We start from the raw sequence: 23,597 nt of genomic DNA, 5'->3' as shown, positions 1-23,597 counted from the left end.
GACTCCTTACTGGTCGATATCACCCAGCGGGGGGATCGGCGTCATGATGGCTCCCCCGTGTCTCATGTCTTGCACCTCTTGCTTGGAGCATCTATCAGCTTGTTGAAAGAGCAAGCAGGCGCTGGCCGATCTGACCACCACGCGGCAAGGGATTCGATAGCCGCTCGAGCGCCGACATGAAATGGCGCTGCTGCACATCCGCCTGTTCGGCGTCGCCGCGGGCCTCGTGAATCGCCGCCGCCGTACGATGAAGCCGCCAGTCCGCCAGCGGGGTTTCGAAGCCTTCCGTGGCCGCGAACGCGGCGTTGATGTGTTCGAGTGCAACGACCGCATCGCCACTCGCGAGCGCCTCTCGCGCAACGATGTCCCAGGCAAGCGCCTGCCACGTCCGGTCTTCGGTGGCGAGTGCGAGCTTGAGGAACGCCTCGGCGCGCGATCTCGCGGTGCGATGGTCGCCCGCCATCATCGCGGCCTCGGCGGTACCCCATTCGATTGCCAGCCGCCAGTACCAGTCGAACATGATGGGTGTAGCGTCCAGTTGCCGTTGCGCTTCAGCAAATAGCGCCGAGGCGCGCGCGCCGTCCTCCAGTCCGATATACGCGAGGCCCGCGAGTACGATGCACGCACGGTGTTGCACGGGCAGCAGCGCGCCGGCGTCGGCTTCGACCGCTCGATCGGAGGAGTTTGAAGCCGGCACGAAGCGTTCGTACATGTCAATGACTGACTCGTAGTCCATTGTGTGCACGAACAACCAACCCCGATAGACCTCGAGTGTGCGAGCCGCAAAATAGTCGCCATTCTCGTGGTACGACGCCATGCCCTGCTCGAACGATTCCATCGAGCGCCCCAACTCTCCCAGGAAGAGTTGAGCCCACGCCGTACCCAGCCGGACCATCCACGTCGCTCTCGCGAGGTCGAAGCCCGGATGTTCCACCGCATGCTCAAAGAGGATCTGGTAATTCGCCCGTACCGTGCCGAGTGCTTCACGATAGCGGGTGGAAATGATGCACAGCATGCTGTGCTCCATATTCGCCCGGGCGATCAGCAAGGGATCCCCCGTCTCGCGCAGCGCACGCATCGCCGTCTCGCACTCGGTCAGATCGGCATGCGACCAGCCGTCGGTCCAGATACGGCGTACGTAGGCACTTACGCGCACCAGCGCACTGACGCGCAGGTCAGGATGCGATGCGCTGAGCGTCAGCGCATCGTTGAGCACCTCGATGCAACGTTGCCGGTCGCTCCAGCTAAAAACGTAGGCCAGGCCGAGCATGGCGCGCAATTGCGCATCGAGCCGACCAATCGTGCGTGCCTGCTCCTCCAGTTCGATCCAGGCGGCCTCGGCGCGCGGATCGTGCGCCGCTGCGTAAAGCGACGCACGCGCCTCAGCAAACTCAAAGCTTTTCAACGGGCGCAAATCAGCCGGCAACCTGGTGGTGAGCGAGGCGGCAAAATCGAGAATCGACTGCGCCTCGCGATACGCAAACCGAACCTTCGCGGTTTGCAGCGCAATGCGTAGATAGTCGATCGCCTTGAGCCAGTCTCGCGCGTCGGCGAAATGATGTCCGAGCTCGTATGCCACCTCGGCTCGCTGATCGCGAGCGTAGATCGCCTCGAGCCGTTCCGCGATTTGCCGATGCAAACGGGAGCGGCGGGTCAGCCCTTGACGCCCATAGAATGCGTGACGAATGAGAGCATGGTCGAAACAGAACGTCGCCGCAGTTCCCCCGTCGGGGAAGCGCTTTACGCCGCTACGTTGAATAAAGCGTTGAGTGCGTGCCAGGGCCTCGCACAGATCGTCGAACTGCTCCGCCGACAGCCCCGCGGCCTCGGCCACGGTCGCCGATGAAAAGCAGAGTCCTGCCACGCTGGCGGCTTCAAGCAGATTCCGTTCGTCGGCGCCGAGGCGCCGGATTCTGCCCTCGAGCGTCCGGGTTATCGTGTGTGGCGCTGCCGCGCCGATCGCGGCGAGTGGCGCGAGCGGCCGCCAGCCCGTCACCGTTTTGCGGACCATGTCGCGCTCCACGAGATCGGCAAGCGTCGCCCGCATAAACAATGGATTGCCGCCGCAACGTTGCGCGATGAGAAAAGACAGTTCTTCTTCGGCAGGGTCGGTGTGATCGCGGTCTGTCAGCCACGCAAGCACGGCATCGCGAGGCAATGGACCCAGCGCCAGTTCGCGGCATAGCCCCCTCAGTGCAAGCTCGTGGTGCAGTTGCTCGATGGGGTGTTCGGTCAGCGCCGCTTCGTCCGGCCGGTAAGTGACGACAACCATCAGACGCAGCGCGCCTGGCTGGCGCGCCAGCGCCGCCAGAAAATCGACGGTCGAGTAGTCGGCCCAATGAAGATCTTCGAATATCAGAAGCAGCGGTTGCGTCTGCGTCAGGGAGCTCAGCAAGCCCCGGATCTCCCGCAGCATGCGTTCGCGCGACGCGCCAGGAAGCTGCCGATGCAGGGACTCGCGCACCTGACTCGCCACGTGGCCCGGGAGCTGCCATGCCCACGTGGGCGCGAGCGTCACCAGCGCTTTCACGACTTCGCTGCCGCCGGTTCCCTGGCACAGTTGGCCGAGCGCCTGCAGAACCGGATAAAACGGCTCCGTGCCGCCATAGCCCTCGACACAATGCCCTTCGGCAACCCACGCGTCGTCACGTTCGAACCGTTGCGCGGCAACGAACTGCCTGAGCAACGCTGTCTTGCCGATGCCCGGTTCACCGGTAACCACCACGACCTGAGTGTTTCCGCATCGGGCCTGGTCCATGGCGGCGCACAGTTGCTGCAATTCGCTCGTGCGCCCGGCAAAGCCGCCGAAGCTCTCCCCGTTCACAGCCGGCACAAGCTCCGTGACAGGAATCTCTACGGGCGCGACAAAACGATAGCCGCGTCCACGCAGTGTTTCGATGTAGCGAGGGCGCTGCGCGCTATCGCCGAGCCGCGCCCGGATCGTCTGTATGTGGCTCTTCACGACTTCCGGCTGCACGTGCACATCAGGCCACACGGCTTCGAGCAGCGCGTCATGAGTAATCAGCGCACCGCGATTCTCGATCAGAAACCGCAACACGCCGAAGGTCTTGCGTGTCAGGTCGATGCGCTCGGGCGCCGTGCTGGAGGAAGCCAGCCGCCAAAGACATTCGTTCGTCGTATCCAGACGAAAGCCTTCAAAACTGACCGACGATATCCTGCTCGAATGAGCCTTCATGCCAACCTTGCTCCTCATGCCTTTATCCAACCCTCTGAAGAACAAACGCGCCCGCCTGCCAGGACGAGACGCACACTTCTCCCGTCAGGGTAAGGTGTTCGAAATCCGGAGGGGTGATTTTCTGGTCCTGATTGTGTAATGAAATGCTCCACTCAGCATGACCGACAGGCGCAGTATAAAATCGCGGCAACCAAGTCGGGCTGCAGCTCCATCGGAGAACCTAGGTGATCGATTTCCCACCCTTTCGGCTGGATCGAGTGAATCGATGCGTCTGGCAATGCGCGCCCGACGGCGCGAGCCGCAGGCTCACGTTGGCGCCACGCGCCTACGACATGCTGCAATACCTGATCGACCATGCCGGGCGGCTCATCACGCACGAGGAATTCCTCGATGCCCTCTGGCAAAACGTGCATGTCCAGCCCGAAGTGCTGAAGGCACACATGCTGACCATCCGCACCGCGCTCGGCGACGATCCCGCACGTCCAAGCTTTATCGAAACCCATCGCGGCCGCGGCTATTGCTTCATTGCGCCGCTCTCCGCCAGTTCCAGCAACGGCCCGCGCGAGGCGGACCAGCGCAGCCATGGCGGGTTTGTCGGCCGCAAGCAGCAACTGAACCGCTTGAAGACGCTGTTCGATGAGGCACGCAATGGCGCATCGCGCATCGTGTTCGTGGCGGGGGAACCTGGCATCGGCAAGACGACGCTCGTCAATCGTTTCCTGGACTCCCTCGACGGCAATGCCACGGTGTTGACGTCGCTCGGGCGCTGCGTCGAAGGCTATGGCGGCATCGAGCCTTACTACCCAGTGCTCGACGCGCTCACCCAACTGACTCGCAGCGAAGCGGGCCCGATGATCACCCGCACGCTCGTGTCGATCGCGCCGACCTGGGCGCTCCAGATGCTGGGATCGGTGCCGCAGCAATACCGCGCCGAACTTCAGCATCAGGTGATCGGCGCGGCGAGCGGGCGCATGCTGAGGGAGATCTGCGAATTCCTCGAAGCACTGTCGCTGGAGCGGCCGCTCGCACTGGTGTTCGAAGACCTGCACTGGTCCGATTATTCGACGGTCGACATGCTCTCCGCGCTTGCCCGCCATCGTAGCGGCGCACGTCTGATGGTCATCGCGACGTACCGCCCGGAAGACGCCGAACTTGCGCAACATCCCTTGTGCCGGCTGAACCGCGATCTGGGCTTGCAGAAGCTGTGTCACGACATCGTGCTCGAACCACTGAGCGAAGGCGCCATCGCCGAATATCTGACGGGTGGCCCGCGCGATGCCAGGCCCGATAGCGCGAACGGCTTCGCCCAGCTGGTGCGCGAGCGCTCCGGCGGCAACCCGCTCTTCATGGTCGCGACGCTCGATCACCTGGTCGAACAAGGCATCGCGCAATCGACGCCCGAGGGCTGGAAGCTGCACCTGTCGCCCTCGGAAGTGCGGCTGGAAGTGCCGCTCACATTGAACCAGGTCATCGAGCATCGCATCCAGCGGCTGAACTACGACCAGCAACGCGCGCTCGAAGGCGCGAGCGTCGCCGGCCTCGCGTTTAGCGTCATCACCGCGGCGCCGGCCGCCGGCTTGAGCCAGGAGCTGTTCGAAGATATCTGCGAGGCGCTCTGCCGTCAGGAAAGCTTTATCCGGCGCGAACCGTCGTCTGCGCTCGAGGACGGCTTCGCCGCGAGCACCTATGCGTTCCGCCACACCATGTACCGGCAGACCTTCTACGAGCGGCAAGGACCACTGCGCACCATCCGCTCTCATCTGCGCGTTGCCGAAGCGCTCGAGGCGCTGTTCGCACCCGAGGAGCGCGGCGGGGTCGCCGCCGAACTCGCCCAGCACTTCGCCGCCGCGAAACGCTGGGAACGTGCAGTCGGCTATCTGCGCATTGCGATCCAGACGGCGAAGAAGCGTCTCGCGTACAACGACGCGCTCGCGGTCCTCGACCGCGCGCTGATGTTCGCGGCGAACCTGCCCACTGAAGCTCGCGCGGCGGCGGAAACGGAATTCCTCGAAGGGCGGGCGTCGATCTTCGCGGCGGCCCACGATTCCCGCGCGCGGGAAACCTGCGAGCAGCTCGCGGAACGTGCCGCGCAGCACGGCCTGATCGATATCCAGAGCCGGGCGCTGATGAGCCTCGCGTACACGTATAGCTGGCGCGACCAGTTGCGCTGCAGCCAGATCATCGGCGAAACGCTCGCGCTTAGCGATCGGCAGACCGACCCGCAGCAGCAGGCCCGCACCCGCATCAGCTGCTACGTCTGGCGGATGTGGGTGCGCGGCTGGTGCGCCGAAGACATCGCGCGCTGCGAAGCCGCGCTCGTCCCCCTGCGCGCCGGCGAGGATCCCTACACGACCGCCTGGTCGCTGTGCGAATACTCGATGGTCTTGCTCGTGTCGTCGCGCTACCAGGAAGCCCAGGACACCATCCTCAAAAGCTACCGTTTCCTCGTCGAGAACGACGAAAACCGCCCCGAGTTCAACATGGCGCGCGCCACCTGGATGGTGCATCTGGGTGTGCCGTGGACGCAGCTCTATCTCGGCGACTTCGACCGCGCGCAGCGCGAGTTCGACAAGGCGATCGCGATGTTCGCGCACAACGGCAACCCGTACGGCGCGGACACGCTCACGCTCTATCGCTGCTGGGTGCAATTCCACGCAATGGATTTTGACGCCATGCTGCAATCCTGCACGCAGGTGCTGGCGGGCAAGTCGCCCGAACCGGGCAGCGGCAAATCGATCCTGCCGGCCGAATACCGGCTCTGCCTGCTGCTGACCGGGCTCGCACAGCTCGGCCTCGGCGATACGCGCGCCGCACGCGACGCGCTCACGCAGGTGATGCAGCGAATGGACGCGCTGCCGGTGATCTTCGACTGGTACTGGCGTCTGCCACTCGAATGGGGGCTCGCGGGCGCCGCACTGGCGGACGGCGATCTCGACGCTGCGATCACGCATGCCGACCGTCTCGTCAAACTGGCGACGTCGATTGAAGAACGCACGTGGCAGGGTTTCGCGTGGGAGACGCGCGCGCGGGTTGCGTGCGAACAGGATGATGCAACCCATGCGTTGCACTGCGTGCAGCATGCGCTCGACGCGACTCAGGGTTACCAGACGCCGCTCGCGGACTGGCGTATCCATCGCACCGCGGCCCGCGCCAGCGAGTTGGCTGGCGACATGCAAACGGCCGACTACCACGCAGCACTCAGCAAGACGATGAAAGACGCACTCGCTGCCAAGCTGCCGTCGGGTCATCGTCTGCGCGAGACGTTCGAAGCGGGTTAATCACCGGCGTGCCCACACGCGGATAGCCGGACGAGACCCAGGCGGCTTGCCAGCGTCACCGCTTCGATCCGGTTCCTCACCGACAGCTTCGAGTAGAGATGCTTGGCGTGCGACTTCACTGTCTCGGGCGCGATGCACAGCCGGATCGCAATCTGCTTGTTGGTCAGCCCGCGCCCCATCAGTCCGATGATCACGCGTTCACGTTCGCTCAGGCCCATGGCGGCCACGGACCGGGCGATGTCCCGTGCCGTATCACTCGCCGGTTGCGCATGGGCGGCGCCACGCCGGCGTCGCGACATCAAAGCGCCTGCATAGGGAAGCAGCTCGCGGACGTCGCCTGCGGGCACGATCGACCCGCGCGCCATCCCGTCGATCAGCTTCGCCACGCGCTCGCTGCAGTCAACGAGCGTTTGCTGCAGTCCCGCCGAAGCCCCCTGCTTGAGCAGCGTGACGAGCGCCTCGATCGCGTCGTCTCGCAGACCGGCGACCAGCAACGCTTCGATCAGCAATAGCGCGATGGTCACCGCGCCGTATCGGTCACGCCTTAGAACGGTATCGCTATGGAGCTGCCGCAGCGCTACGAGATCGATCGCGGCGGATACCTCGATGGGTGCCTGAGGAAACGCGGGAGCGCATGCTGATGAATGCGTCTTTGCGAGCGCAAGCCGCGCCTGCGCAAGTACGTGGTAGCGCGCGATCTCGAAGCGCGCGCTGCTGCTCGCGGCGCCGCATTGCCCGGCCAGCACGGCGAGCCGTTGTGCGCAGAGCGCCGCCTCGTCGAGGCGATCCGCACCCGCGTGGATCTCGACCTGCTGCGCGAGGCTCGCCGCGCGCAGCCGCGGCCAGTTGCGCTTGATCCCAAGCGCGTCCGCCTCGGCCAGCAGCAGGAGCGCTTGTCCCGGTTGCCGCCGGTTCGCGGCGATGCGCGCAAGCAGTCCGTAAGCGCGCACCGCGCCTTCGATCGCACCGCCCTGCCGGATTCCCGGCAACCGTGCCGCGACCAGCGCCTCGCTCTCGTCGACACGGCCCTCCTCGTACAGCACCTGCGCCATCACGCAGGCGGGCAGCGCGTCGATTGTCGCCGGACCGGCCCCGAAACGGCGCGCGACATCGAGTGCGTCATCGGCCAACAGGCGCGCGGCATTGAAATGCATCTGGGCGAATTCGACCGCGGCATCGAGCGCAATGTCGAGCATCGTGGTGACCGCGCGCAGCCGGCCCGGCTGAGCGTCCGGCGCGCGGCGTTCCACCGCGTAGAAACTCTCGGGGTCGCCGAGGCGCAAGTAAGCGCAGCGGCACACCGTCAGCGCGACGTGCGCGGTGGGTGTTGCGGTGCCGAGCCGCAGCGCGGAAAGCGCAGCGGCCAATGCGGCCCCCGCGTCGTCCTGCAGCAGGAGCGCCGCAGCGCGTACGGCCGCGATCTCGCAACGCACCGCAACGGCAACCGGGCCAGTTAGCGGACCGACCTGCCCTTCAAGCCGCTGCGCGCTCAGCAGCGCTTCGGCGGCCTCACCGCGGATCACCATCTGCCACGCGCGCGCCAGATCCAGATGGATGCGCGCTACACTGGCTGCAGGCCGTTCCCGGCCGACGCGCGCGAGCGACTGAAGTTCGGACCGAAGTTCGTCGGCAAACACCGGCGCGGGCGGCACGACATGAAGCGCCCGCGTCAAGAGGGCATCGGACTGCCCTCGCGGCGGCGCCGCGCGGGGTTGAAGATGCCCCGCTTCCTGATGAATTTCGCAGACCCATGCCTCGTTCATTCCTCGCTCCGTCGGACACCTGATCGTCACAATCGCTGGACGAACGCAGTACCGTCCAGACTAGAGATGACCGTCCGGAAAAGCGTGATGATTCGGTTCTTTTTTGGTAAAGGATGGGTTGTTGCCCGGTATTGCCCGGACTGAAACTGAAACGAAAGCAATCAATACCGGGATTTGTAATGCAGCCGGCGATCAACCGGGTGAGACGCGTTCGACCTCGGAGGCCAGCATCATCGCGGTCGCGTTGACGGGCCTCGGCCGCCCCTGGCGCGGACGATAAACCACGTCGCCGGCCTTGATCGGCGCACCCGACAACGCGCAGCGGCCGCGCCGCCTCGAGACGCCCACCCGCCACAACTGGTCGCCGTAGCGGCAGGACGTTGCATCGCACCAGTAGACGACCACTACCTTTGTCGACAGGCGATCGAGCACCCGTACTACGCATTCGCGGCACGCATCGATTGGCGCGCCCCGCACCTTTGCCGCTTCGACGCGCGGCGCCAGCCGGCTCGCGGCCCACTCCCACGCGCCCCCATCGAGCAGGCGCAACGCGGCGCACCAGCATGCATCATCCGCCAGGTCGGTCTGCATGATCAAGCTCCTCTGTCGCCACGGCGCGGGTCGATAGCCACCGCCGGCTCCGCGATCGGCTCCTCATCCCGCATGCGGGTTCGCCAACTGTTGGGCGGCTCGCCGACGATCCGCCCGAACACGGTCGTAAAGTGCGCATGCGATCCGAAGCCACAACTGAGCGCGACGTCGAGCACGCTGAGCGCCGACGAGCGCAGCAGCATCTGGGCATGCTCGATCCTGCGCCGTAGCAGATACGCATGCGGCGAATAACCGGTTGTCGAGCGGAACTGCGCGGCGAAATGCATGCGGGTGAGTCCGGTGCTGGCGGCCACATCGGCTAGTCCGATCGGCTGCGCGAGATTCGCTTCGATAAAGTCGAGCGCGCGCCGCAGACGCCACTGCGGCAGCGACGCCGCGCGCCGCGTGGACGGCCGCGTTTGCTCAGTGGCCTGCGCGACGAGGCGAGCGACAATCGCGTCGCAGGCGCTGTCCGAGTGGCGCCGATGAGACGCGTCGGCGACCCGTTCGGCTTCGTCGAGCGCGGTCTCATCGTCGGCGGCGAAGTCTGCCGGCTCGTTGCCGCACGCTGCATTGAGTCTCCGCGTGAACATGTGCGCCTCCGCAGGGTGTAAGTCGACGGACCCTATCTTGCGCAGTCTGGCGGCGGCGCAACATCCCCTCATTGGGTGAGTACGACGGGAGCGGCATCCCTCATTCGTACGATCTTAGGCACCGCGACGCGGTTTGATTGCGCCGGCGGGATGGCGCTTCGCAATCGACGAACGCAGCGCGGAATAGGCCGGCGCGACCATCGGGTAGTCCGCGGGCAGGCCCCACTTCGCGCGGTATTCGTCAGGGGTCATCGCGAAGTGGCGCTGCAGGTAGCGTTTGAGCGACTTCAGCTTGCGCCCGTCTTCGAGACAGACGAGATAATCGTCGCGCACCGATTCCTCGATCGGCACCGCCGCCCGCTGCCGCGCGGCCGGTACCGACGTCGTGTGCAATGCGGCCAGCGCCGCGTACGTGCTCCAGATGAACTCCGGCAAGTCGTCTGCCGGCAACGGATTACACGACACGAAGCTCGCCACGATTTCGGCGGTGAGCTCGATCAGATTGATGTCCTGCGTCACGACCGGCCTCGACGGATCAACGGCTCCGGGCAGAGCAACGGCGTTGCCCGAAGTGGCGTACGGATTTCCGAAGCATCATGATTCTTCATGACCTGGCTCCATGGCAGACGGGTCATCGGTCGCGTTAGCGTCAGCGTCGGCGTTTGCATCGGCGTTTGCATCGGCAAGCACGGCGAGCCATCCCCCGACAGAGGGGCGACACGCTCGCGCGGGCAACCGGCAGCATTAAAGAAGCCAGCGTGCTCGCCGCCTAGGGCTTGTTCGTGCTGGCCGACTCCGCCGGCAGGTCGTCGCTGCGATAGCCGCCACCCAGCGCGCGAGTCAGCACGATGCCCGCTTCGATTTCGTCGCCGGTCAGTTGCACGAGTTCGAGACGCCCGGCGATGACCGGCGCCTTCGCCTGCATCGCGCTCGTCCTGTCGCCGAGGCCGGTCTGGTAGCTCGCCTCGGCACTGTCGCTCGCAAAGCGCAACGCGTCGATCCGGTCACGCTGCAGATGCGCGCGGTGATCGAGGTCGTCGATCGCGCTGCCGCTCTGCGCGACGTCGCGCACCGCGTCGAGCACGGCCTGGTCGTACTGCTCGATCAGCGTGTTGCTCGCCGTGCGCGCGCCGTGCAGGTTCGCGTTCAGGCGGCCACCGTCGAAGATCGGCAGCGTGAGGCCGGGAATGAGGTTGATCTGCTGGCTCGAATGCAGGAACAGGTCGCGCATTCGCAACGCGTTGAAACCGAAGAACGCCGTGATGTCGAAGCTCGGGTAGAACGCGGCCTTCGACGCATCGATCTTGTCGAACGACGCCTGTACCAGCCAACGCATGGCCTGCAGATCCGGGCGCCGCGCGAGCAGCTCATAGGACAACGTGGACGGCAGCGAGGCCGACGGCGCCGGCAAGGGCACCGGTGCGATTGCCGGCAGATCGTCGGGACCGACGCCCGCCAGCGCGCGCAGGGCTTCGCGTGCGTGGACGATCTGCTCCTCGCTCGAGGCGATCTGCTGGTCAATCGCGAGCACCTGCGAGCGTGCCTGGGCGGTCTGGGTCAACGCTTCGAGGCCGCGTTCGTGCCGCGCCGATCGCGTATCGAGTTCGAAGGCGCGCACTTCGCGAAGCTGGCGCAACAGATCAAGGCTCGCGTAAGTGATCTGGATGCTGTAGTAAAGCTGCGCGACGCCTGCCGAGAGTTCGAGCTCGGCCTGCGCCGCCTCCGCGCGCCGCGCGTTCTGCTCGCCGATCGCCGCACGCACGAGGTCGCGCTGCTTGCCCCAGATGTCGATATCGTAGTGAGCGTCGACGCCCACCAGCCCGGTCCAGTACCACGGCCCAAACGCTCCGATCTGCGGGTCGTGCGACGCGTACGCGCTGAGGAACCCGTGACCCGAGACATGCTCGCGATCGGCTTCCGCGAGCGCGGACATCTGCAGACCGGATCCCGCGCGGATCAGCTCGACTTGCGCATGAGCTTGCGAGACGTGCTCGCGCGCAATGGCGAGCGAAGGCGCGTGCGCGAGCGCCTGATCGACGAGCGTATTGAGCTGCGGATCGTGATACTGCTCCCACCAGCGTGCCGACGGCCAGCCTTCGTTGGCCAGATGGATGTCGTCGGCGAGACGGATCTGCTGCGGCGTGATCATCGCGGCCGGCGGACTATCGTGGTGAATGATCGCGCACGAGGCGAGCCAGGGCAGCGCGAGCGACGCGAGCCAGTGGTTGAACAGTCGTGCGCTCAGTAAGCGCGGCAGACGGCGCAGGATGAGAACGAAGTGCGTCATCGCCGATCACCCCGCACTCGCAAATTCGCCGGACGCATGTTCGTCGGGCAACCAGCGTGGCAACCCGGCGAGCGCCGCGTCAATGCGTTGCGCGAGCCGCTCCAGCGTTTGCCCATCCGTCGCCCCTACCGCCCCTGCATGCGTCGGCGTGGCGCGCAATCCACTCGAATCGAGCCGCGCCGGCGTCATCGCGGCCGATGGCTCAGCCACGAGCTGTGACGCGTATCGCTCCAGCGCATCCGCGACATCCGACTGAAACTTCGCTGCGCGCTCCATCGGCGCGCTTGCCGACGCATTGATCATCGCTTCATGGTGAAATGCTTCGAGCGCGACAAGCATCGCCCGGCTCTGCGCGAGCACCGTCTGCGACAATAGCGTGATACGTGACGTCTCCCCCTCGCGCCAGTCGGGTTCGAGCGCGACACGCGCGAGCGCCATCTCGCAATCGCCGACCATGGTCCACGCTTCAACCACCGCTGCAGAATCCGTCGCGCGTGGGCCGCTCTGTACCGCCTTCGCCTCGATGCGAGCCAACGCCGCGATCTTGCGCAATATCGACGTCAGTTGCGCACGCAGGCCATCCGATTCGCGCTCCGGCCACATCGACATCTGGATAAAGGTGGCCACGCCGACACCCAGAATGATGCCGACGATCCGGTCGCGGATCTCAGTGAGATCCGACGGTGGCGAGAACGATTCGAGCAGCGCCAGCGCAAACGTAAACATGATCTGGATCCCAGCATAGGCGCTCCGCTCGGAACCCGCCGACACCCAGGCGCCGAGCGCGATCACGGGCAAACTCATCAGCAGCAGCCCCGTCACGCTTTCCAGTTGCGGAATCACGAACGCGACCATGAACAGCGCCAGTGCACTGCCGATCAGTGCACCGGTGATCCGCAGCACGCCCTGGCGGCTCGACGCGCCAAGGCTCGGCAGCGCAACTACGAGACACGTCAGCATGATCGTGTGGATACCCGGCCAGTTCACCGCGTTGTAGAACACGTAGCAGATCAATACCGAGAACAGCGTACGCAGCGCGAAGCGCGCGTAACGCGGATTCGCGAAGATGTCGGGTTCGGGCTGCGCGGGAGGCGCCGCCGCTTTCGTCGCCTGCTCCGCTTTCGCCTCTCTGGCCGCGGCACTGCCGGCGGCCGCGTCTTCCGGCGGCGGCGCGACAGCGCCTCGCGTGGCCTCGGAGAACACGTTGAGCGCACGTTGCATCGCGTCGAGCGCGGGTATCGAGGTCAACACCGGCGCCTCACGCGATGCGCCCCAATGCCGCCATTGCAGGTTGTCGCCAATCGCGTGTTCGAGCGACACGAGTTCGTCCTGCACCACGCGGATGGCATCGATCTGCCCGGCGTCGTGCGCGACTGCATGCTCAGGCAGCACCGCCGCAGCTTCGAAGATGCGCGATACCACCGTCACGCAGGCCAACCACGCCGAGGCATCTTCCTCGCTGTAGTGGTGACGCATGGTCGAAAAGCGCAGCAGCTTCTGCAACGTGAGGGCGGCGCGCTCGAGATCGAGCGCGCCGATGCGCACGGCCGGCGCATTCGCGTCGATCATGATCGCGAGCCGCGCACGGGCCGTCGCGAGCTGCCCTTGCATGGCGGCGCGCAACTGCTGCTCCGGTTCGGCCGGCAGAAACAGCGTGTTGATGATCAGCGACAGCACAACTGCGTAGTTGACCGCCACCCACACCCACAGACAGGCACGCACCAGCGCTTCCGCGTTATCGGTCCGATCGGCAAAGGTCTGCGCGTAAATCACGATCAGCGAGACGAGAAAGAACACCAGCCCCAGTTTCGCCACGGCCCGCATCATATAGGCGCTGCAAAAAAAGATGGCGCTTGCGACGACGATGCGCAGCAGCGGATAGTCGAACGTCAGCTTGAAGACGCCGATGATGCAGGCGATCGCGCAAGTCGTGCCGATCACGGCCAACAATGCGACGAGACGGGTCAGCACGATGTTCGACTGCGTGACGAAAAAAACCGCGATCAGCGACAACGCCACCTCGGGCACCCGCAAAGTCATCGACACGACCAGCACGATCGCGCAGCCGAGCACGCTGCGCATGGTCAGGTTGGCGCGCCCCGGAAATGCGCTGAGCTCCGCGCGCAGGAACGCGGACAGTTGCCCGAGCGGCCGCGGCCAGGCAAGATGACGCCCGACACCGTCGAGCCCACTCATGACGGCGCTCCGTTGGACGTCGCGCGATTGTCACGATCTTCGCGGCGTTCGGGCTGCAGTACGGCGACCGCGGACGTGCCGATCCGGAACATCTGCGGATCGGGGTGATCGACCAGGATCTTCACCGGGAAACGCTGTGAGACGTGCACCCAGTTGATGCTGCGTTGAATACTCGGCAGACCGTTCGCGGTGCCGCTGCCGTCCTGCGGATCGACGCCGAAGCCGATCGAGTCGACCGAACCGCTGAAACGGATGCGCGTATTGCTCATCAGGTACACGGTCGCGCGGGTGCCGGGCCGGATGTTGCCAAGCTCGTTCTCGCGGAGATTAGCGATCACGTACCAGTGCCGCGTATCGATCAGCGTGAAAACAGGCTTTTGCGCGGACACGAATTGCCCGACGGACGTGCGCAACTCGACGACGCGGCCATCGAACGGCGCGCGCACGGTCGCGTACTCCAGGTTGAGCTGCGCCGAGGAGATTTCAGCCGTCAGCACCGCGCGCTGCGCGACGAGCGCGGCGACGCTGCTGACCGCCGCCTGCGCCTCGCGGGCCTGCGCTTGCGCCGCAGCAAGCTCGGCGAGCGCCGAGCGTTGCGTGGTGCGCGCGCGATCCAGATCGTCGGCGGAAACGTAGCCCTTGCCGATCAGCGGCTCCATTCTCGCCAGCGTATCCCCCGCCTGCTTCGCGGCGGCCTGGGCCCGTGCGACTGACGACTTCGCCGCCTCGGCACTGAATCCTTGTGCATTGACGGTGCGTTGCGTCAGCGGAATCTGCGCATCGAGTTGCGCGAGCGCCGCCTGGGCGCGCTGCAACGCGAACTGATACGGCCGCGGGTCGATCTCGAACAGCAGATCGCCCTGCTTCACCGCCTGGTTGTTGCGCACCGCGAGCGTCACGATCTTGCCGCTGACTTCGGGCGAGACGCCGATCGTGTCGGCGTACGCATAGGCGTCATCGGTGCGCGGCACAGTATCCACGCGCCAGATCACGGCGATGATCGCGATCACGGCCAGCACGATCAGCAGGATGGCGGGCCAGGTTCGCGGACGCTGCTTTCCTGCGTCCGTGCTTTGGGCAGCAGTCATGGTCACACGATCAGCTAAAGGTTAAAGGGATCATCAAAAGCGTTAAAGGTTGAAGCCTGCTACCCAGAGCGCGATGGAAAACAGCACCGTCAGCGCTGGATAGACGATTGCGGGCGGCGTGAGCCAGGCGCCACGGCCGCTTCGCGAAAGCAGCACGTGCACGCATACGACCAGCAGCACGCCGCCCACGATACAAAACAGCCAGTCCGGAAAATACGCGCCCAGCACGCCGATCGACGGCGCGTCGCTACACGCTGTCAGCGTCAACGTCGCGCACGACATCAGGACCGTCCATCCATGGCGCCTACGGCGCACACCACTCGACATCGCCGTCTCTCCCTGATGGCAGGCAATGAAGCATTACGACTCAACCGAATCGCGCGATCCTGGCGCACCGGACATTCCGGATACCAAGGTTCAGCGCGTCAGGTTCACTTTCGCGAGATCGATCAACTCGCCGCCACGTCCGTCCATCACCGCCTTCATCATGAAGAGGCCGAAATGCCAGGCTTCATCGACGGTGGTCTTCGGCGGCATGATCAGCTCCTGGCGCGCGCTGACGACGTCGACGAGCGCGGGTCCGTCGTGGGCGAGCGCTGCCGCGATCGCGCCTTCAAGTTCCTGCGGTTTCTCGACGCGAATGCCCTTCACGCCCATCGCTTCGGCCATGCGTGCGAAGTTCGGATTGACGAGATCGGTGCCGGTATCGACGAAGCCCGACGCGCGCATTTCGATCTCGACGAAACCCAGCGTGCCGTTGTTCAGCACGATCACCTTCACCGGCAGCTTCGCCTGAACCAGCGTGATGAAGTCGCCCATCATCATCGTGAAGCCGCCGTCGCCGGACATCGAGATCACCTGGCGGCCAGGGTACGTGGCCTGAGCGCCGATCGAATGCAGCATCGCGTTCGCCATCGAGCCGTGATTGAACGAACCGATCAGCCGCCGCCGGCCGTTCAGCTTCAGATAGCGCGCGGTCCAGGCGATCGGCGTGCCTACGTCACAGGTGAAGATCGCATCGTCGGCCGCCAGCTGGCTCACGAGCCGCGTCACATACTGCGGATGGATCGTCGTGCTCGACGGATTACTCTCTGCAAGCGAATCGAGATCCTTGCGCGCCTTCTGGTAATGCGCGAGCGCGCTGTCGAGATGCGACGAATCGGTCTTTTCCTTGAGGACCGGCAGCAACGCGGCGAGCGTGTCCTTGACCGTGCCGACAAGGCCAAGATCGAGCGAACAGCGGTTACCGAGCGCTTCGGGACGCACGTCGATCTGCGCAATCGTGGCGTCCTCGGGATAGAACTGCCGGTGCGGAAAGTCAGTGCCGAGCAGAAGCAGCATGTCGCACGCCTTCATCGCGGCGTAGCCCGATGCGAACCCCACCATACCCGTCATGCCAACGTCGTAGGGGTTGTCATGTTCGATGTGCTCCTTGCCGCGCAGCGAGTGCACGATCGGCGCCTTCAGGCGCTTCGCGAGTTCGACCACTTCGTCGTGCGCGCCCGCGCAGCCCGCGCCGCACATCAGCGTCACGCGCGACGCCGCGTGCAGCACATCCGCGAGGCGCGAGATCTCTTCGTCAGCGGGACGCAGCACGGGCGGCGCCGACGGCACCAGCCAGGGCGCGACCTTGGCCGTAGTCGGTGACAGCGCGACATTGCCCGGAATCACGACGACCGCCACACCGCGCCGTCCGACCGCGGCGCGCATTGCGCGGGTCAGGATCTGCGGCAACTGGTCGACGTGCGACACCAGTTCCACGTAATGGCTGCACTCCTTGAACAGGATTTCCGGATGCGTCGCCTGAAAGTAGTCGATGCCGATTTCCGAGCTGGGAATGTGCGCGGCGATCGCGAGCACGGGCACGCCGCTGCGGTGGCAGTCGAATAGTCCGTTGATCAGGTGCAGGTTGCCCGGTCCGCAACTGCCGGCGCATACCGCCAGTTGACCGGTGAGATGCGCTTCCGCGCCGGCCGCGAAGGCTGCGCCTTCCTCGTGCCGCACGTGGATCCAGTCGATCTCGCCGGAGCGCCTGAGCGAATCGGAGATGCCGTTCAGCGAGTCGCCGACGACGCCATAAATGCGCTTCACGCCGGCCTGTGTCAGGGCATCGACCAGATAGTCCGCTGCCGTGGTCATGACGCCTCCTGCCGACGTACCGCAACGGACTTAGCCGCCCCCTTGGGCGGCAGCGAACCTGAATGAGCGTGGGGGTAATTCACGATGCGCCTCCTTTTCCCGGTAACGGGGCGTGCAGGCACATATGCCGGCGGCCACGGTTTGACTTCGATCATGGTGTCGCGGCTCGTCCGGGCGTGCTTTAGGATTCGCACGGTGACGTATCGAAATCGCGTGAACCGGCGGCTCGGCGATCTCGCAAGCAGATCGTGCCCGCCGGGGTTACCGTGACTTACTTACCGTCACGGGGAACCCTTCTACGGCGGGCACGCATTCCATCGATGTCCGCGCTTACCGGGCGCGGCGCTGCGTGGCCAGATCGCGACCGATGCGACGGATCTCGGCCTCGCCCTGCGCAAGCGCATCGGCGTTCGTATGCACCGAGTAGTAGCCGAGCACCAGCGGATAAGGATGCTTGATTGCGGAGCCGATGACGAACGATGTCGCTTGCTCGGCATGCAACTCGATGGGCGCCCCGTCGGATTCCTCGAATACGGCGAGCTCCCCTGCCTCGATCGGCTCGGATGCATTCAGCCTCCCCTTGTCGATCGCCAGCCACGAGACGTTGTGTCCGGCGGGCGGCACGTAGCGCCACGTCTCCCCGGCGTTCAGTTCAACATGAAAGTAGTTGATGCCTTCAGGCGCGCGGATATCGCTCGTCGCCGATCCGTGGCGGCCGATGATGACGCGAACCGGCCCATCCCGCTGAACCTCGGCTGGCGAAATGTACTGGCTTTCCGCCGGCGAGTTCTCCTGCGAGGGCGGCAGCGCGACCCAGAGTTGAAAGAGGCGCACGGCTTCGCACGGCAGTACGTTTCCGTCGTGCCAGACCCCATTGCCGGCCTTCATCCATTCGAGGCCGCCGGCGTGAAGTTCGCCACTCTTGCCGGTCGTGTCCGCATAGGAAATTCCGCCACTCAGCACGGTGGTGAGTGTGGCGAGCCCCGAGTGCGGGTGCATCCCGAACATCGGCTTGCCGGTCGGCACGACCACGGCGTGATCGAGGAACACAAAAGGCTTGATCAACTCGCCGATATCGGAGGGACTGGCGAGACGCGTAATGCCGCCGTGCGCACTGCCAGTGGTGCGAAATGCGACCCGGCGCGGCGCCAGCGTTGTCTCTGCGATCGGGGTGAGTATGGCTGTGTCGGTGTTCATGGCTCTGCCTTAAGAAAAACGCGATACACGTAAGGTAAGAGCTTGCACTCCATCTGAAAAGCCTATATTTTTAGATTTTAGGTATCGTTTGGAGCGATGGATATGCTTGACGGCGTAACGCTTGACCAGCTTCGGACCTTCATCGCCGCGGTCGATGAAGGCAGCTTCTCAGCAGCCGGACGCAAGCTCCGGCGCGCGCAATCGGTGGTTAGCCAGACCCTTGCGAATCTCGAGGCACAGCTCGAAGTGAAGCTGTTCGATCGCACGGCCCGCTACCCGCAACTCACCGACGCAGGCAAGAGCTTGCTGCTCGACGCCCGCTCAGTGGCTGACACGATCGACGGTTTCAAGGCGCGAGCACGCGCGATGCGAGAGGGTCTGGAGCCCGAACTCTCCGTCGCGATGGACGTGATGTACCCCATGGATAGTTTGACGCGCGCGGCGGCTCAGTCCCAGAAGGATTATCCGCACACGCCGCTGCGGCTCTATGTCGAGGCGCTGGGCGGTGTGATGAAGCTGGTGCTCGACCGGACCTGCAACATTGGCGTGATCGGCACGCTGCCGATCGTGACAGATGAACTACAGGTCGAATCCTTGCGCGAGCTGAAACTGGTGACGGTAGTCGGCCCCGCTCATCCGCTCGCAAATAGCCGGGGCATCGTTTCCGCCACCGCAATCAGGAAGCACGTGCAACTCGTACTCAGCGACCGAACCGCGTTGACCGAGGGACGCGAATTCGGCGTGCTGTCCACCTCGACGTGGAGGCTCGCGGATCTGGGGGCCAAGTATGCATTTCTGAAGGCCGGCCTGGGCTGGGGGCATATGCCCTTGCACATGGTCAAGGAGGATCTCGACAGCGGCACCCTGGTGGCGATTCGCATTGAAGGCCTGCCGCGCGACGTAACGATGCCGATGAAGGTGGTTTACCGCAAGGACGCGCCGCCGGGGCCGGCCGCTCGCGCCTTCATTGCACAGTTGGGGAAGTAAGCGGTATGACAGCGCCCCGCTGGCGTTGCAGCGAGCGCCGATCCCGGTGAGACGAGCCAGCCGGTCAGCTGGTTGGCCGGTCGTCTCAGCGGATCAGACTTTTAGCTCGCGTTCGCAGGCGAGACACGCAAAGCTGTCCGGCCGGTGAGCGCGTCCAGGCTGAATGCGCCGGCGCCGAACCAGGTGATTTGCAGCAGACCACCGGCCATCATCACGTTCTTGAGGAAGTGAATCATCTGGTTTTGATCGGCGAAGTTATGGTGAAAGAACAGCGCCGTGACCACACAGAACACCGCCATCCCCAACGACACAGTGCGAGCGCGGTAACCCGACAGCAGCAGCAGGCCGCCACCCAACTCGGTCAGCACGGCAAGAATGAACGCGAGTGGCGGCACGGGCAGCCCCATGGCCGCAATGTAGCCAACCGTCGCGCCATACGCCGCGAGTTTGCCCAGCCCGCTCATGACAAACGGTGCACCGATCAGAACACGACCCAACAACGGAAGAAATTTAAAACGTTCCATGACTAACTCCTAAGATAAATTTACGCAGGTGGATTAAGAGAAAGAGAATTAGCCGGCGTCCACCATCACCAGCTCGGAATCTTCAAGAGCAGAAATCTGTGCCGCGGCGACTTTCGTAATCGCCACGCCGTCCAGCGGCCCAACGGGCTCGCCATTTACTTCGATGCGTCCCGAGGCCACGACGAGATAGGCGCGACGCCCCGCACTCAACTCGTGCTGAACGCTTTCGCCTGCCTTTAGCATTGCGCCGAACACGCGCGCATTGGCGCGAATCGGCAGCGCTCCTTCGTCGCCGGCAAACCCGCTGGCAAGGGCTACAAAGCGCCCTGACCGGTCGCCTCTTGGAAACGGCTTGGTATCCCATGCGGGTTCACCACCGGCTTTGCGCGGCAGCAGCCAGATCTGATAGACCTTGAGCGGCACTTCGCCCTTGTTGAACTCGGCGTGGCGTATGCCCGTGCCGGCGCTCATGACCTGGACATCGCCTGCGTGGATCGTTCCTTCGGATCCCAAAGTGTCTCGATGCCCGAGCATGCCCTGGCGCACATAGGTGATGATTTCCATGTCGCGATGCCCGTGCATGGGGAAACCGCTGCCAACCGCGATCTCGTCGTCGTTCCACACAATCAGGGGACCGAGAGCGGCATGGTCGGGATTGCCGTCGGCGCTCACCGCAAAATGGTATTTCGCGCGCAGCCAATCCCGGTTCGCCGTGTCCAGTGAGTCCCAACGCCTGTGTGTGAGCATGTCCATCTCCGTTTCTCGCCACCATTTCCCGCCGCCGATGCGGCGCTTGTCACCTGTACGACCGGTCGGATTCGGCACTGATACAAGTGATGCGGCTGATGGGAAGAATGCTATATTCGCAATGAACTCGCGCATATCTCCTACAATGAAACGTTTCGTTGCCACCAATAGAACGATTAGAAGGAGTTGAAGTCCGCCTATGAACGCAATCACTGACCTCAATGATCTTCGGCTCTTCGCAGAGGTGGTCGAGCGTGGGAGCTATACGGCGGCCGCGCGCGGCCTCGGCTTGCAGACCTCGAAACTCAGCCGGCGCGTTCGCGCATTGGAAGAAGAGCTTGGCGTTCGCCTGCTTAATCGCACCAGCCGGAGCCTTTCCCTGACGGAAACCGGGCGGCAGTTCCACCAGCATTGCCTGGCGCTAGTGGCGGAAGCCAAGGCCGCGAAAGAGATCGTGGAGCGCACGCGCTCCAAGCCGCAGGGCACCGTCCGCATCGCCTGCCCGGTGGCCCTACTGGAGTCCGGAATCTCCACGATCATCGCGCGATACGTGCAAGACAACCCTGATGTCCAGGTCCTGCTGGATGCAACCAACCGCCGCGTGGATGTCGTCGAGGAAGGCCTGGACTTTGCCATCCGGGTCAGGCTGCCGCCGCTGGAGAACACCGATCTCGCCGTCCGCCAGTTGGGTTTGTCGATCCACATTCTGGTTGCCAGTCCCGCACTGGCCGCGCGCCATCCGGCGCCCAGCTCAATCGAATCCGTCAAGGAATGGCCTACCCTTTCCATGGCGAGCAGCAATGAGCGATTTGTGTGGAATCTGGTCGACGCTGAGGGGCGCGTGACCTCATGGGCGCACCAGCCCCGCCTCGCCACCGACGACCTGGCGAGCCTTCGCGTGGCGGCGATATCCGGTGTCGGCGTGGCCATGCTGCCGAGAGAACTGGTTGAGGCTGATATTCAGGCCGGCCGCCTGCAGCACCTGCTGCCGGGTCTGGCTAGCACGCCGGGCCTCGTGCATGCGATCTTTCCCACGCGCAGGGGCATGGTGCCGGCCGTGCGTCATTTGCTCGATACGCTCGTGGCCGGATTCGAAGGTCAGAACCGGCAGCGCTAGAGCGTTCGTTCGTTGAGCGTTGGCACGCAACGAGCCCGCCCTTCTGCGCGGTTTCAGCGTGCTGTATGCGGGTCGGCGCCTGCCTGCAGCTTCTCCGTGAGAAACCCGCCGATGGCATCCAGCGCTTGTGCCGACGCCTTCAAACTTCCAACGCTGCCGGCGAAGCCATGCGGCATCCCCATCCAGACATCGAGCCGGGCATCGGTTCCGGCGGCCACCGCACGCTCAATATAGCTGCGCGAATCATCGAGCAAGACTTCGTCGTCGCCGACATGAATGCGAACGGGAGGCAAGCCGGAAAGCTGCCCGTGGAGCGGCGAAGCCAGCGGAAGTTTCGGGTCGGCACTCCCCAGATAGGCGTGCACCAGTTCCGCGACTTGCGGAAGGGTGAAATACGGATCGGCATCCGCGCGCGTCACATACGTCTCGCTCGTGAGCGTCAGATCGGTAACCGGCGACAGTGCGGCCACGCCGACAAGCGCCGCCTTCGCGGAAGCCGCGTCGGCGGAGACGCGTGCGGCGAGTACCAGGGCGAGATTGCCGCCGGCAGAGTCGCCCGTGATGGCGATCCGGCGAATTCCCCTTTCCTCGAGCCCGCGGTAAGACGCCAGCACATCGTCGACGGCCGCGGGAAAACGATGCTCGGGTGCAAGCCGATAGTCCGGGATAAATGCGCTCGCGCCCGCCCTCGCGGCGATGTGCCCAACAAGGTGACGGAATGCTTTGGCGCTTCCCAGGTTGAACCATCCGGAGTGCAGATGGAGGATCGCTTCGTCAGACCGGGCATGCGCAGGATGAACCCAGAGGCCCGCAATGCCGCCAACCGTGTCGGCTTCGAAGCTCACGTCGTCGCGTGGCGAAACGCGCTCCATCATGGCGTCGAAAGGCTCGCGTGCTTCGATGCCCCTCAGTTTGCCTTTCATGGGGCTTGCCATGGCTCGCGCCGCGGCGGTGATCTTCGCGTCTTCCGGGTCGAGCGGATGGGTTACGACGAAATCCTTCAACGCACCTTCAGTTGTCGAACGTTGCATGCTCAGCTCTTTCGAATGAATGGTTGTCAATGGCACCGGTCCTCGGCGAATGTCGAAGGACGGTCCGTATCCAGGTCATGCCGGCCAGGCGGATTTCCACCTGGCCGTCTCATGCGCGCGCCAACGGTGCGACCAGGTCTAACGTTCAGCCAAACAGCTTGTTGGCCGTTCGGGCGATCAGTTCGCCCTGGTGGCGAGCGCCGGCGAGCTCGATTGCGCTCGGTTGGCGTTGACCTTGCCCACCGGCGATGGTCGTGGCGCCGTACGGCGAACCGCCGACGATTTCGTCCAGCGTCATCTGCCCCTGGTGGCTATACGGCAGGCCGACGACGGTCATGCCGAAGTGCAGCAGATTGGTAATGATCGAGAACAGCGTCGTTTCCTGGCCGCCGTGCTGGCTCGCCGTCGACGTGAACGCACCGCCAACCTTGCCATTCAATGCACCGCTCATCCATAGCCCACCGGCTTGATCCAGGAATGACGCCATCTGCGACGAGATGCGCCCGAATCGGGTCGGCGTGCCGACGACAATAGCGTCGTAGTTGGCGAGTTCGGCGACGGTCGCTACCGGCGCTTGCTGGTCGAGCTTGAAGTACGCGGCCTTGGCTACGTCCGCCGGCGCAGTCTCCGGCACGCGCTTAACGTCGACCGTGGCGCCCGTGGAGCGCGCACCTTCGGCGACGGCATCCGCTAGCGCTTCGACATGGCCATACGAGGAATAATATAGAACCAGAACTTTCGACATTTCGATCTCCTTCCTATACCTGCGTGGTACCACGGTGGGAAATGATGACTCGACCTGAAGGCTACGGCTGAAATGCCTAGGCGCATAGCTCCGCGGGTGCAACGGATCGTTGCTTTTG

18 protein-coding genes are annotated in these 23,597 nt (G+C 64.5%); 3 read left to right on the top strand and 15 right to left on the bottom strand.

Annotated features, from left to right (window positions below):
- Nucleotides 1-94: 94 nt before the first annotated feature.
- Nucleotides 95-3,196 (bottom strand): AAA family ATPase, encoded by a 3,102-nt coding sequence (locus M0D68_RS08190; RefSeq protein WP_266224154.1) that lies wholly within the window; start codon nucleotides 3,194-3,196, stop codon nucleotides 95-97.
- 257 nt (nucleotides 3,197-3,453) lie between these two features.
- On the opposite strand from M0D68_RS08190, the gene M0D68_RS08185 reads away from it, so the two are divergent.
- Nucleotides 3,454-6,474 carry an AAA family ATPase gene (locus tag M0D68_RS08185; RefSeq protein WP_266224153.1) on the top strand — a complete coding sequence of 1,007 codons (3,021 nt, stop codon included), beginning with the start codon at nucleotides 3,454-3,456 and terminating at the stop codon, nucleotides 6,472-6,474.
- Here the strand turns inward: M0D68_RS08185 and M0D68_RS08180 are convergent.
- The 10 genes from M0D68_RS08180 to M0D68_RS08135 form a co-directional block, all read right to left on the bottom strand.
- Entirely contained in the window at nucleotides 6,471-8,237 is a 1,767-nt protein-coding gene (locus M0D68_RS08180; RefSeq protein WP_266224152.1) for a helix-turn-helix transcriptional regulator, read from the bottom strand. The genes M0D68_RS08185 and M0D68_RS08180 overlap by 4 nt on opposite strands.
- A 192-nt stretch (nucleotides 8,238-8,429) precedes the next feature.
- The gene (locus M0D68_RS08175; RefSeq protein ID WP_200652276.1) at nucleotides 8,430-8,828 is read right to left on the bottom strand and encodes a DUF3331 domain-containing protein; all 399 of its coding nucleotides are present in this window, start codon (nucleotides 8,826-8,828) and stop codon (nucleotides 8,430-8,432) included.
- 2 nt (nucleotides 8,829-8,830) lie between these two features.
- Entirely contained in the window at nucleotides 8,831-9,421 is a 591-nt protein-coding gene (locus M0D68_RS08170; protein ID WP_234486632.1) for a helix-turn-helix domain-containing protein, read from the bottom strand.
- A gap of 114 nt (nucleotides 9,422-9,535) precedes the next feature.
- Nucleotides 9,536-9,940, bottom strand: coding sequence for a MucR family transcriptional regulator (locus M0D68_RS08165; protein ID WP_054035276.1), 405 nt, complete (start codon nucleotides 9,938-9,940; stop codon nucleotides 9,536-9,538).
- Between the two features lie 250 nt (nucleotides 9,941-10,190).
- On the bottom strand, nucleotides 10,191-11,708 hold the full coding sequence (locus M0D68_RS08160) for an MdtP family multidrug efflux transporter outer membrane subunit (protein WP_266224151.1): 1,518 nt from the start codon (nucleotides 11,706-11,708) through the stop codon (nucleotides 10,191-10,193).
- A 6-nt stretch (nucleotides 11,709-11,714) separates the two neighbouring features.
- Nucleotides 11,715-13,904 carry an FUSC family protein gene (locus tag M0D68_RS08155; RefSeq protein WP_266224150.1) on the bottom strand — a complete coding sequence of 730 codons (2,190 nt, stop codon included), beginning with the start codon at nucleotides 13,902-13,904 and terminating at the stop codon, nucleotides 11,715-11,717.
- Complete coding sequence (gene mdtN, locus M0D68_RS08150; RefSeq protein WP_200619094.1) at nucleotides 13,901-14,992, bottom strand: multidrug transporter subunit MdtN; 1,092 nt, start codon at nucleotides 14,990-14,992, stop codon at nucleotides 13,901-13,903. Before mdtN ends, M0D68_RS08155 begins: the two co-directional genes overlap by 4 nt.
- 42 nt (nucleotides 14,993-15,034) lie before the next feature.
- Nucleotides 15,035-15,274: a YtcA family lipoprotein gene (locus M0D68_RS08145; protein ID WP_234487777.1), complete on the bottom strand. Its 240-nt coding sequence runs from the start codon at nucleotides 15,272-15,274 to the stop codon at nucleotides 15,035-15,037.
- 135 nt (nucleotides 15,275-15,409) lie between these two features.
- On the bottom strand, nucleotides 15,410-17,131 hold the full coding sequence (gene poxB / locus M0D68_RS08140) for a ubiquinone-dependent pyruvate dehydrogenase (RefSeq protein WP_266224149.1): 1,722 nt from the start codon (nucleotides 17,129-17,131) through the stop codon (nucleotides 15,410-15,412).
- Nucleotides 17,132-17,461: 330 nt separating this feature from the next.
- Nucleotides 17,462-18,328 carry a pirin family protein gene (locus M0D68_RS08135; RefSeq protein WP_266224148.1) on the bottom strand — a complete coding sequence of 289 codons (867 nt, stop codon included), beginning with the start codon at nucleotides 18,326-18,328 and terminating at the stop codon, nucleotides 17,462-17,464.
- A gap of 102 nt (nucleotides 18,329-18,430) precedes the next feature.
- Between M0D68_RS08135 and M0D68_RS08130 the strand changes: the two genes are divergently transcribed.
- Nucleotides 18,431-19,315 (top strand): LysR family transcriptional regulator, encoded by an 885-nt coding sequence (locus tag M0D68_RS08130; RefSeq protein WP_266224147.1) that lies wholly within the window; start codon nucleotides 18,431-18,433, stop codon nucleotides 19,313-19,315.
- 101 nt (nucleotides 19,316-19,416) lie between these two features.
- Here M0D68_RS08130 and M0D68_RS08125 read toward each other — a convergent pair whose 3' ends face one another.
- A complete protein-coding gene (locus M0D68_RS08125) occupies nucleotides 19,417-19,839 on the bottom strand; it encodes a DoxX family protein (protein ID WP_093639967.1) in 423 nt (140 codons plus the stop codon).
- A 48-nt stretch (nucleotides 19,840-19,887) separates the two neighbouring features.
- A complete protein-coding gene (locus M0D68_RS08120) occupies nucleotides 19,888-20,586 on the bottom strand; it encodes a pirin family protein (RefSeq protein WP_211705638.1) in 699 nt (232 codons plus the stop codon).
- A 199-nt stretch (nucleotides 20,587-20,785) separates the two neighbouring features.
- On the opposite strand from M0D68_RS08120, the gene M0D68_RS08115 reads away from it, so the two are divergent.
- Entirely contained in the window at nucleotides 20,786-21,703 is a 918-nt protein-coding gene (locus tag M0D68_RS08115; RefSeq protein ID WP_093639973.1) for a LysR substrate-binding domain-containing protein, read from the top strand.
- A gap of 53 nt (nucleotides 21,704-21,756) precedes the next feature.
- On the opposite strand, the gene M0D68_RS08110 is transcribed toward M0D68_RS08115, so the two are convergent.
- Together M0D68_RS08110 and wrbA are read right to left on the bottom strand one after the other, a co-directional pair.
- Nucleotides 21,757-22,734, bottom strand: coding sequence for an alpha/beta hydrolase (locus tag M0D68_RS08110; protein ID WP_266224146.1), 978 nt, complete (start codon nucleotides 22,732-22,734; stop codon nucleotides 21,757-21,759).
- A 145-nt stretch (nucleotides 22,735-22,879) separates the two neighbouring features.
- Entirely contained in the window at nucleotides 22,880-23,479 is a 600-nt protein-coding gene (wrbA, locus tag M0D68_RS08105; RefSeq protein ID WP_093639979.1) for an NAD(P)H:quinone oxidoreductase, read from the bottom strand.
- Nucleotides 23,480-23,597 lie beyond the last annotated feature (118 nt).

The sequence above is a fragment of the Paraburkholderia sp. SEWSISQ10-3 4 genome (assembly GCF_030464785.1).
Classification (GTDB): domain Bacteria; phylum Pseudomonadota; class Gammaproteobacteria; order Burkholderiales; family Burkholderiaceae; genus Paraburkholderia; species Paraburkholderia aspalathi.
Note: the sequence above shows the minus strand (reverse complement) of the source record. Positions and strands in the feature narration are given on the sequence as shown.

Excerpts from the sequence above, each read along its gene's own strand:
- M0D68_RS08180 (WP_266224152.1), bottom strand. The coding sequence starts at position 8,237 with ATGAACGAGGCATGGGTCTGCGAAATTCATCAGGAAGCGGGGCATCTT.
- mdtN (WP_200619094.1), bottom strand. The coding sequence starts at position 14,992 with ATGACTGCTGCCCAAAGCACGGACGCAGGAAAGCAGCGTCCGCGAACC.
- M0D68_RS08115 (WP_093639973.1), top strand. The coding sequence starts at position 20,786 with ATGAACGCAATCACTGACCTCAATGATCTTCGGCTCTTCGCAGAGGTG.
- M0D68_RS08135 (WP_266224148.1), bottom strand. The coding sequence starts at position 18,328 with ATGAACACCGACACAGCCATACTCACCCCGATCGCAGAGACAACGCTG.
- poxB (WP_266224149.1), bottom strand. The coding sequence starts at position 17,131 with ATGACCACGGCAGCGGACTATCTGGTCGATGCCCTGACACAGGCCGGC.
- M0D68_RS08110 (WP_266224146.1), bottom strand. The coding sequence starts at position 22,734 with ATGCAACGTTCGACAACTGAAGGTGCGTTGAAGGATTTCGTCGTAACC.
- M0D68_RS08145 (WP_234487777.1), bottom strand. The coding sequence starts at position 15,274 with ATGTCGTGCGCGACGTTGACGCTGACAGCGTGTAGCGACGCGCCGTCG.
- M0D68_RS08120 (WP_211705638.1), bottom strand. The coding sequence starts at position 20,586 with ATGCTCACACACAGGCGTTGGGACTCACTGGACACGGCGAACCGGGAT.
- M0D68_RS08190 (WP_266224154.1), bottom strand. The coding sequence starts at position 3,196 with ATGAAGGCTCATTCGAGCAGGATATCGTCGGTCAGTTTTGAAGGCTTT.
- M0D68_RS08130 (WP_266224147.1), top strand. The coding sequence starts at position 18,431 with ATGCTTGACGGCGTAACGCTTGACCAGCTTCGGACCTTCATCGCCGCG.
- M0D68_RS08175 (WP_200652276.1), bottom strand. The coding sequence starts at position 8,828 with ATGCAGACCGACCTGGCGGATGATGCATGCTGGTGCGCCGCGTTGCGC.
- M0D68_RS08160 (WP_266224151.1), bottom strand. The coding sequence starts at position 11,708 with ATGACGCACTTCGTTCTCATCCTGCGCCGTCTGCCGCGCTTACTGAGC.
- M0D68_RS08170 (WP_234486632.1), bottom strand. The coding sequence starts at position 9,421 with ATGTTCACGCGGAGACTCAATGCAGCGTGCGGCAACGAGCCGGCAGAC.
- M0D68_RS08155 (WP_266224150.1), bottom strand. The coding sequence starts at position 13,904 with ATGAGTGGGCTCGACGGTGTCGGGCGTCATCTTGCCTGGCCGCGGCCG.
- wrbA (WP_093639979.1), bottom strand. The coding sequence starts at position 23,479 with ATGTCGAAAGTTCTGGTTCTATATTATTCCTCGTATGGCCATGTCGAA.
- M0D68_RS08125 (WP_093639967.1), bottom strand. The coding sequence starts at position 19,839 with ATGGAACGTTTTAAATTTCTTCCGTTGTTGGGTCGTGTTCTGATCGGT.